The organism is Oceanobacillus massiliensis str. N'diop, assembly GCF_000285495.1.
GTDB lineage: Bacteria > Bacillota > Bacilli > Bacillales > Amphibacillaceae > Oceanobacillus > Oceanobacillus massiliensis.
Genome location: NZ_HE610977.1, coordinates 814071 through 822428, shown reverse-complemented (window position 1 = coordinate 822428; position 8358 = coordinate 814071). Strand labels below are relative to the sequence as shown.

Annotated in this window: 7 protein-coding genes and 1 pseudogene; 6 read left to right on the top strand and 2 right to left on the bottom strand. The window is 39.4% G+C overall.

Annotated elements, in window-relative coordinates; translation table 11 throughout:
- Nucleotides 1-26: 26 nt before the first annotated feature.
- Both OMHG_RS09590 and OMHG_RS09585 read right to left on the bottom strand, forming a co-directional pair.
- Nucleotides 27-515, bottom strand: coding sequence for a pyridoxamine 5'-phosphate oxidase family protein (locus OMHG_RS09590; RefSeq protein ID WP_010650420.1), 489 nt, complete (start codon nt 513-515; stop codon nt 27-29).
- Between the two features lie 194 nt (nt 516-709).
- Nucleotides 710-1276, bottom strand: coding sequence for a TetR/AcrR family transcriptional regulator (locus OMHG_RS09585; RefSeq protein WP_010650418.1), 567 nt, complete (start codon nt 1274-1276; stop codon nt 710-712).
- Nucleotides 1277-1825: 549 nt separating this feature from the next.
- On the opposite strand from OMHG_RS09585, the gene OMHG_RS09580 reads away from it, so the two are divergent.
- The 6 genes and pseudogenes from OMHG_RS09580 (at nt 1826) to OMHG_RS09555 (ending at nt 8349) form a co-directional block, all read left to right on the top strand.
- Nucleotides 1826-4051 carry an MMPL family transporter gene (locus OMHG_RS09580; RefSeq protein ID WP_010650416.1) on the top strand — a complete coding sequence of 742 codons (2226 nt, stop codon included), beginning with the start codon at nt 1826-1828 and terminating at the stop codon, nt 4049-4051.
- Nucleotides 4052-4304: 253 nt separating this feature from the next.
- Nucleotides 4305-4895 (top strand): DNA-3-methyladenine glycosylase I, encoded by a 591-nt coding sequence (locus tag OMHG_RS09575; RefSeq protein ID WP_202594346.1) that lies wholly within the window; start codon nt 4305-4307, stop codon nt 4893-4895.
- Nucleotides 4885-5199: a MazG-like protein gene (locus tag OMHG_RS09570; protein WP_010650412.1), complete on the top strand. Its 315-nt coding sequence runs from the start codon at nt 4885-4887 to the stop codon at nt 5197-5199. Before OMHG_RS09575 ends, OMHG_RS09570 begins: the two co-directional genes overlap by 11 nt.
- A gap of 21 nt (nt 5200-5220) precedes the next feature.
- Nucleotides 5221-6141 (top strand): helix-turn-helix transcriptional regulator, encoded by a 921-nt coding sequence (locus tag OMHG_RS09565; protein WP_010650410.1) that lies wholly within the window; start codon nt 5221-5223, stop codon nt 6139-6141.
- 5 nt (nt 6142-6146) lie between these two features.
- Nucleotides 6147-6722: pseudogene (locus OMHG_RS09560) on the top strand (formylglycine-generating enzyme family protein); the annotation flags it as partial.
- 202 nt (nt 6723-6924) lie between these two features.
- On the top strand, nt 6925-8349 hold the full coding sequence (locus tag OMHG_RS09555; RefSeq protein WP_010650407.1) for a DHA2 family efflux MFS transporter permease subunit: 1425 nt from the start codon (nt 6925-6927) through the stop codon (nt 8347-8349).
- Nucleotides 8350-8358: the final 9 nt, after the last annotated feature.

The following is an 8358-nucleotide window of genomic DNA, read 5'->3' as shown; positions in this document are numbered from 1 at the left end:
GTCCTATAATCGGACAACCCATTTTTTTATTTATCCAATTCAACCGTTTCATTTACATCTGCTGAGTTAGAATCCTGCCCTGTCATACGCTTATAGAGAAAGGCGATTCTTTTCGTGAAATTACCAGTTTCCCAGTATTCGGCTGCTTCCGCTTTTACCTTTATTAGGACAAGGTTCGGATCATCATAAGAGACTTTCATAAGCTTCTCATATGTTTTGCTCCATAATTCCTTTTTCTTGTCTAAATCCTCAACGATTTCCGCTCTTCCACGAACGGAGACATATGATTTACCTGCATAAGCAACATTAACATCCTGATCATGTAGTATTTCTTCATACTTATCAGTGTCTTTTTTAGTGAAAAACCATAAGTCGCCATCAAACTCTACTTCTTGTGTTTTCATAGGGCGAGAAATAAGTCCTTCCTCCGTTAACGTAGTCAGCATGGCAGTGTCTACGTCTTGGATTAACTCTCTTAAGGTTTCCATTTCTTCTTGTTTTATCATGTTAGACATTCCCATCACCTCATTTATTTTATAGAGGTATTCTACCCTTTACAAGAGCTTTCTAATCAATTTGGAATGGCAGACTCTTCACACTAATTCTAACAAAATAACCAAAATGCGAATGATTGGTAGGGGGAAACACTTTGATGACTTACTAGAGCTTAAGAATTATACAGTAAATGAAGCAGATGCTTTCTCTCCGATCATTCCTTTTTATTGTGCGGAAAAATTCCGTTCCAAAAAAACCCAATTAGTTGCTCTGCAGTTTCAGGGACGGTTGGGAAAATCGGGTTTCCCTCTGTATCCTTGTAATTCCCAACCTTCATCAATGCCATATAGGTATGAGTGGCAAAAGTAGGATTAACAGATGGAATTTCCTGTTTATTCATGGCTTCAGTAAACGCGAATTCCACGACATCATACATATTTTCTTCTGCATTATTAATTTGCCTAATCTGATCAGCGGATAGCGCGTTTTTCGCTTCCCGCAAAAAAAATTCAATATCGATATCCACTGTGGCCTTAAGGTGTGCGATTGCTACCTTCTTTAATCCTGAATATAGCGAAGGTTCCTCTTTTAATATAAGTTGCATGTTATCTCGAATTCGTTCCATTAATATTATGAGTGATTGAGTAAAGAGCTCTGCCTTTGTTGAATAGTAATAGTAAACAGTAGCTTTCGTAACATTACATTTCTCTGCAACATAATCAACAGAAACTTCCTTGTAGCCCTTTGCTAAGAATAAAGTAGTTGCAGCTTCTAATATCAATTGTTATGTAGGTTGCTTTTGTTCACTAGCCCGGGGTCTGCCAAGTGAACGAGTTGAGTTACTAACCATTATTTTTTCACCCTTCATACTAATTATAAATTAAGGATGTTTTCTCAAATATTGTTGTATTTACATAAAGTATATAAACTACGACGTAATTTGATGATGCTTTATCCCCGGCTCCGGAAATACACTGCGCTTTCCGCGGGCTCGCACTAAGCCTCCTCGCTCGCAAAGTTCGCTCTCTGTGGGGTCTTAGCGTCTTCGCTTTCCCGCTGGAGTCTCCGTGTATTTCCTCCGCTATGATTTGGCTTTCTGAATCCAATTATGAAGCTGAAGCGGTGCCCGCGGAAAGCGACTGCCCGAAGCGGAAATCGGCCGTTGCTGTTACGTCGCAGTTTCTATCAAATACAAAATTAGAAATAACAACAATACTTACGAAAAGAGCCTAAATTAAGTATACCATAGCGAATAAAAAGCAATTGAAAATTAACTGACCAGTATATATAATTAATTATTAGAATGGATTGGAAAAGAGGAGAAGCCTTAGTGAATAAATTATTAAATAACTTAGGTCGGGTCGTGGCGGGATCTAAAAGTAGATGGATTACCTTACTGGTATGGGTGATTAGCATCATATTGTTGTCTGCCATTTGGCCAGCCGTAAATGAAGAAGAATCAAATATGAATAATTTGCTGCCTGAAGATGCAATGAGTTTGCAAGCGGCAAACATTATATCGGAAGAATTCCCTACAGATGGTGGTATTCCACTATTGCTAGCATGGTATCGGGATGGAGGGTTAAATGAAGATGATGTGAATGCCATTCAATCCTTATACAAAACGCTGCAGGAGGAACCCCTTTATCAGCAAACGATGGTTCCACCCCTTGGCAATCTACCAGGGGAGGCACTATTAAACAGTGCTTCTGAGGATGGTGAGGCATTAACAACACCTATTTTCTTTGATGAAAACGCCAGTGCCGATGAATTAAAAATTGCATTAGATTCCTTGAAGGAAATAATAACAACGGTTACTCAAGAACAACCATTAAGTAAAGCATTAACAGATGAAGGTCTGCATGTTCGGTTTACAGGAGCAGTTGGAATCCAAACAGATGCAACAGAGCTCTTTTCACAAGCAGATTTTACCTTGTTGATTGCTACTGTCCTGCTTGTTTTAATACTGTTAATCATCCTCTACCGCTCGCCAATATTAGCGATTATACCGTTAATAGGAGTTGGGTTCGCCTATGGATTAATTAGTCCGTTACTCGGCATGATGGCAAGAGAAGGATGGATCGTTGTTGATTCGCAAGCAATTTCAATAATGACGGTGCTTTTATTTGGTGCAGGTACCGATTACTGTTTATTCCTCGTATCAAGATATCGTGATGAATTGCAGCTAGAGCCAAACAAATATAAAGCACTTCAATTTGCATTAGCCAATTCTGGTGGAGCAATCTTAATGAGTGGACTAACGACTGTTCTTGGATTACTAGCACTGTCCTTGGCAAACTATGCATCTTATGACCGCTTTGCTGTACCATTTAGCCTATCCATATTGGTTATGGCAATAGCTGTAATAACACTTTTACCAGCTTTATTGTCAATTTTTGGTAGAATTGCTTTTTATCCTTTTATCCCGAGAACGGAAGAAATGACAGACCGATTAGAGAAGAAAAAAGGAAAGCCGGTGCGTCATCAAAAAACAAGGAGTCGATTTAGTAAAGCAACAGGTCGGCTTGTTACGGAGAAACCGTGGCGTATAATTATCATAACTCTAATATTCTTATGTGGGTTTGCATTGATTGTACCCAAAATTGAGTATACGTATGGGATGCTAGAATCTTTCCCGGAAGATATGCCTTCCCGTGAAGGATTTTCGATAATTTCTGATCATTATCCTAAAGGGGAGATAGCTCCTATCGAGGTCATTATGGATACAAAGGGACAAGACATCCATTTGAAAGAGAACTTAGAATCGCTGGAAGTTGTCAATAAGGTTGAGGAGCCAACTAGCGGTAAGAATAATCCGGATATCCAAAAGTATCAAGTGATCTTAGCTATTGACCCGTATTCCCCTGAAGCTACAGAACAAATACCAGTAATTAATCAGACTGCTGTTGAGATTTTAGAAAAAACGGGGATTGATGAGGCAGAAAAACTAGTATGGATAAGCGGAGAAACAGCAGAACTATATGACACCTATAAAATTACGAAGGCGGATCAAAATAGAATTATCCCTGTCGTGTTAATAATCATTGCACTTTTATTACTAGTTTATCTACGCTCCATCATAGCAATGGCTTACCTCCTTATAACAGTTGTATTATCTTTTATGACTGCATTAGGGCTAGGTTGGATTCTGATACACTACGGGATGGAAACAAGTGCCATGCAGGGATTAATCCCTCTATATGCTTTTGTATTTTTAGTAGCGCTTGGCGGGGATTATAATATTTTTATGATTTCAAGCATATGGAAAAAATCTAAAATAATGCCAATTAAAGACGCCATCGCATCAGGCGTGGAAGAGACGAGTAGTGTAATTACTTCAGCTGGCCTTATTTTAGCTGGAACCTTTTCTGCGCTCGCAGTGATGCCGTTAGAAGTATTAGTTCAGTTTGGTGCAGTGACTGCTATCGGTGTACTATTAGATACCTTTGTAGTGAGACCTTTACTAGTACCAGCACTGACAACCGTATTAGGTCGATTCGCATTTTGGCCGGGACATTTATGGAAAAAAGAAAAGAGAGAAAAAGCTAAAAGATAATAGTGCCGAGCAAAGTGACTGTTTATCGGCTTTCACTGGGGTATAAACAGTGTTACTATTCAAAGGAATTTGCAACATAGAATAAGATAGATATAAAAATTCCCTTTAAGGTAAAATAGATTTTTGTTTACCTTAAGGGGAACTTTAGTTCATATATATTTGTAAAAAACGAGGTACTAATTATTTTTAAATATGACATACCCATGTCTTATTTAGGATGGTATAGTAATCACAAACTGGAAAAAGGAGTGGAATGAAAATGGAATGTTCCTGGCCGGGAAATAATCATATGATGAAATTGTATCACGACAAAGAGTGGTGTGTACCAGCTACTGACGACCAATATATATTCGAAATGCTGACACTGGAAGGTGCACAGGCTGGTTTATCTTGGAGTATTGTATTATCTAAGCGAGAGGCTTATCAAAAAGCATTTCATAATTTTGATATTAGTTATTGCTCGACATTAAGCGATAAAGATTTGATGAATTTAAAAGAACAATATAATGTTATTAAACATTTTGCTAAGCTCCAATCCGTTAGAAATAACGCACAAGCGGTCATAAAGATACAAAAGGAGTTTGAAAGCTTTTCATCATTTTTATGGAGCTATGTCGATTTTAAACCAATAATTAATCAATGGAATTCGGATGGACAAGTCCCTGCTCAAACATCACTATCAAGTCAGATTAGTAAGGATTTGAAAAAAAGGGGTTTCAAATTTGTTGGCCCCGTAACAATGTACTCCTTTATGCAAGCTATTGGAATGGTGGATGACCATGTGACAAGTTGTTCACACCACAGTTCAAACCAGGAAAGGAAGATAAAAGAGAATGGATTTTAATAACGCGGTTAATCGTTCATTGGAAATTAGAGAAGCGTATCATCAGCTTGAGAAAAAATATCATGGTTCAGAATGGGCAATAGAGGAAGACGCACTTGCATTTCTTACCGATGCGGCACTTGTGGGAAGATTAGCAATGGCCCACCAAGAAAGGTGGCCAACAGGGACAGATCCAGAAGCGGACTTAGAGCACAAGATAGCTGAGTCTTTTTGGTGGCTTATGGTTTTGGGCAAGCGAATGGGAATTGACAGTGAGCAAGCATTGGAGAAATTCTTAAAGAAAAAAGAAGATAAATTCTTGTAAAGCGAAGTAGGAGGATTTCACATGACCATTAGTCGACATTTTGAAATCATCTATCTCTTGTTGGATAGAAAAGTGGTTACTGCGAAGGAATTGGCGGAGCACTTTGAGGTATCCGTAAGAACAATCTATAGAGATGTGGATGTCTTAAGTGGGGCAGGAATTCCTATCTATGCTAATAAGGGAAGAGGCGGAGGAATTTCCCTATTAGAGGGATACTCCTTCAATGCTTCCATGTTAACAAGTAATGAACAAGAAGATATATTAGTTGGACTGCAGACGTTAGCAGTCACCGATTTTCCAAATACCGACCTCATCTTAAAGAAAGTAGCCCGTCTGTTTAAAAAAGAAACAGCAAACTGGATTGATGTTGATTTTTCCCCATGGGGAAGTGGAGAAAAGAAGAAACAGTTATTCATCCTATTAAGAGATGCTATTTCCCAGCAATTTGTCATTCGATTTCGCTATTTTAATTCACTGGGTGAGCAAAGTGTACGAGAAGTAGAGCCGCTTCAATTATTATTCAAAAAGAATGCTTGGTATCTTTCTGGATATTGTTTATGGCGAAAGGATTTTCGTATTTTTAAAATTAGTCGCATGGATCAAGTGAATGTTTCAGAACAAACATTTAGCATGAGACCAGCAGTAGATGCAATAAAAGATGCCGAAAAACAAGCAGGGGAATCTTCCATACCTATAAGTATCCGAATTGCCTCCCACGGAGCATATCGGGTCTACGATGAGTTTGAAGATCATATGATTACGAAAAATAAAGATGGCTCATACACCGTTGCAGCAAATTTCCCCATTAATACTTGGCTAGATAGTTATCTTTTGTCCTTCGGCACACTAATTGAAGAAATTCATCCTATTTATCTATGTGAGCGATTGATAAAAAAGCTTGATAAAATAAAGCATAATCTTGAAAAGAAACACCCCCTCTGATATGAACGCCTTGGTGGCTCGCAATGGAAGGAGCGTATTGGTTTCAGCCGGAGGGGCCAGGTTCAACGATTGAAAGCCGCTTAGATCATCCGGTCATTCATGTATCATGGAATGATGCACTTGCATTTTGTCAGTGGGCGGGTAAGCGACTTCCGACAGAAGCGGAGTGGGAATATGCTGCCCGCGGAGGGCTGGAACAGAAAAGATATCCCTGGGGTGATGAGCTAACACCTAATGGGGAGCATCACTGCAACATTTGGCAAGGGAAATTTCCTCAAGAAAATACGCTGGATGACGGTTATCTGGGCACGGCTCCCGCCCAATCTTTTCCCCCGAATGGATTTGGACTATATAATGTGTCGGGTAATGTTTGGGAGTGGTGTGCGGATTGGTTTACGAATCATCCAGATAGAAAGATTGATGAATTGAGAGTCAATAATCAAACACCAAAAGTAATGCGCGGCGGTTCCTATCTATGTCATAAGTCATATTGCAACCGTTACCGGGTAGCGGCTCGAAGTTCTAATACGATAGATAGTTCAACTGGTAATATGGGATTTCGCTGTGCAGCAGATGTGTAAGGATTACTCTATAAACAAGCCATGACCTGCGGAATTGAAAGTTAGTGGGGTATGGCTTTTAGCTACCGATCATCCCCTCTCCGAACACTCCAAATAAAATCTAAAACTTACTAATAGATTAATAATATTTAATCATGTATTCTGTATAAAGTGAATGGACTTTATAAGTTAAATAGATAGAGAGCAGGAGAGAGGGAAGGGTATGCAAAAAGATATAAACAGGAATATGATTGTTACATTATTATTAGCGGGCTCGTTTATTGCCATATTGAATCAAACATTAATGATTACGGCAATTCCTCCGATTATGGAAGAAATGGGCATTACCGCAAATACCGCTCAATGGCTGACAACGGTGTTTATGTTAGTCAGTGGGATTATGATTCCTGTAAGTGCGTTTTTATTAGAACGTTTTACCACAAGACAGCTGTTTATCACTGCAATGAGTATATTTGCTGTTGGTACATTAGTAGCTGGGATTGCTCCTGATTTTTCCACATTGTTAATCGGACGGGTAATCCAGTCTGTTGGTGCGGGGGTTATGCTTCCGCTGATGCAGACTGTATTCTTAATGATTTTCCCTGTTCATAAGCGCGGTGCGGCAATGGGATTGATAGGACTTGTGATTTCATTTGCGCCGGCAATTGGTCCAGCGTTGTCTGGTTATGTGACGGAGCATTATTCATGGAGGATCTTATTCTTTATTATTCTGCCGATTGCCATTATCGATATTGCAGTCGCGTTTTTCGCACTGAAGAATGTTACGGAATTACAGAAACCTAAATTAGATATTCTTTCTGTTATTTTATCTTCGTTTGGGTTTGGTGGACTGCTTTATGGATTTACGTCAGCCGGGAATCATGGTTGGTTAGCCGGCGTGACCGTCGTATCTTTAGCCATTGGAGCAATAGCGCTTGTATTGTTTATCCTGAGACAGTTAAGGCTAAAGCACCCGATGCTGGAGTTCAGAGTTTTTACGTATTCCATTTTCCCGTTAGCGGTTGCTATTGGGATGATTGTCTTTATGGGACTCATCGGTGTCGAGACATTGATTCCGCTATACATGCAGAACATGCGTGATTTTACTGCATTTGAAGCTGGTCTGACATTGCTACCGGGAGCGTTAATCACCGGACTTATGTCTCCGATTACGGGCAGGATATTTGATAAGTTTGGTGCCAGAAAATTAGTGATGGTTGGTTTAGCGATTATTACTGTTTCTTCTTTAGCGTTCATTCGATTAGATACGAATACATCATTAGCTTTCATGACCATTATGTACAGCGTTAGAATGTTTGGTTTATCTATGGTTATGATGCCGATTGCTACGGCAGGATTGAATCAATTGCCAAATAGACTGATTCCGCATGGAGCGGCAATGGATAACACAATGAGGCAGATAGCGGCCTCTGTGGGAACAGCGATTCTCGTTACGGTCATGACGACATCTGAGGAATCGGCAGCAAGCAGGGAAATAGTGAATCCAGATATCTATGGTGTGAATATAGCATTCATAGTGGTGGCTATCCTATCATTTATTGGATTGATTATTTCTTATTTCATTAAAGACGCGAAACGTTCTCAAGAGGATTTGGAGAAGGCAGATTTGGAAAGAATGCAAGAATAGTTGATAAGT